The sequence below is a fragment of the Kineococcus indalonis genome, from assembly GCF_009906395.1.
GTDB lineage: Bacteria > Actinomycetota > Actinomycetes > Actinomycetales > Kineococcaceae > Kineococcus > Kineococcus indalonis.
Map to the genome: position 1 here is coordinate 1 of NZ_JAAALM010000742.1, position 1,440 is coordinate 1,440.

Annotated in this window: 1 protein-coding gene; it reads right to left on the reverse strand. The window is 79.3% G+C overall.

Features of this window, described 5'->3' with window-relative positions:
* Window positions 1-145: 145 nt before the first annotated feature.
* A partial coding sequence (gene allB, locus GTR00_RS20745; RefSeq protein WP_205706318.1) for an allantoinase AllB occupies window positions 146-1,440 on the reverse strand: 1,295 nt, incomplete at its 5' end.

Sequence of the window (1,440 nt, forward strand, 5' to 3'; positions counted from 1 at the left end):
CCCCGCCGAACCCGACGAGGTCCTCTTCCTCGACGCGCCCCCGCCCCCCAGCCGCGTCGTCGACCTCACGCGCGGGCTCGCCGCGGCCGAGGGGCCGGGCGGGCGCTGAGGCCCTGCGGGGGCGGGTGCACCGGGGACCCCCCGTTCACACCGCCGCGCGCGCCGGCGCCCGCAGCAGCTCACCGCGCGGTGCGCCGGCGAGGTCGACCCGCTCGCCGCGCCGCCACGTGGAGCGCACCGCGCCGGTCAGCGCCCGGCCGTCGTAGGGGGTGACGGCGTTGCGGTGCAGCAGGTCGGTGGCGCGCACCGTCCACGCCTGCTCGGGGGCGAAGACCGCGAGGTCGGCGACGCACCCGGGGGCCAGGCGGCCGCGGTCGCCCAGGCCCACCAGGTCCGCGGTCGCGCCGGCCATCCAGGACACGACGGTCGCCAGCGGAACGCCCCGCTCGCGCGCGGCCGTCCACACCACGGGCAGGCCGATCTGCACCGAGGCGATGCCGCCCCAGGCGGCGCCGAAGTCGCCGGTGTCCAGGCGCTTGAGGTCCGCGGTGCACGGGGAGTGGTCGGAGACGACGCAGTCGATGGTGCCGTCGAGCAGGCCCGCCCACAGCGCGTCCTGCTCGGCGCGCTCGCGGATCGGCGGGCAGCACTTGAAGGGGGTGGCCCCGTCGGGGACGTGGGCGGCGTCCAGGGCCAGGTAGTGCGGGCACGTCTCGGCGGTCAGCCGGGCGCCGGCGGCCCGGGCGGCGGCGACCTCGGCCAGGCCCGCCGCGGAGGACAGGTGCACCACGTGGGCGCGCGCGCCGGTGCGCAGGGCGGCCCGCGCGACGGCGCGCACGGCGGCGGCCTCGGCCGAGGGCGGGCGGGAGGCGACGAAGTCGGCGAACACGGGGCCGCCGGGACCGGTGGCGGCGGCGATGCCGTCGGCGTCCTCGGCGTGCACGAGCAGCAGCCCGTCGGCGGCCGCCAGGCGCGTCATGGCCTCCTCCAGGCCGGCGCGGTCCAGCGGTGGGAACTCCGGCACCCCGGAGTCCAGCAGGAAGCACTTGGCGCCGAAGGCCCCCGCCTCCAGCAGCGGCACGAGCTCGTCGGCGTTGCCGGGCACGGCCCCGCCCCAGAAGCCCACGTCGACGGCGCACTGCCCGGCGGCCGCGGCGCGCTTGACGTCCAGGGCGTGCGGGTCGAGCGTGGCGGGCACGCTGTTCAGCGGCATGTCGAGGACCGTGGTGACGCCGCCGGCGGCGGCGGCGCGGGTGGCGGAGGCGAAGCCCTCCCACTCGGTGCGGCCGGGTTCGTTGACGTGGACGTGGGTGTCCACCAGGCCGGGCAGCAGCACCTCGTCGTCGGCCAGGACGAGCTCGCGCGCGGCGTCCCAGGCGGCGTCGCGCCCGGCCAGGGCGGTGATGCGGCCGTGCCGCACGCCCAGCGACAGGGGCCGCT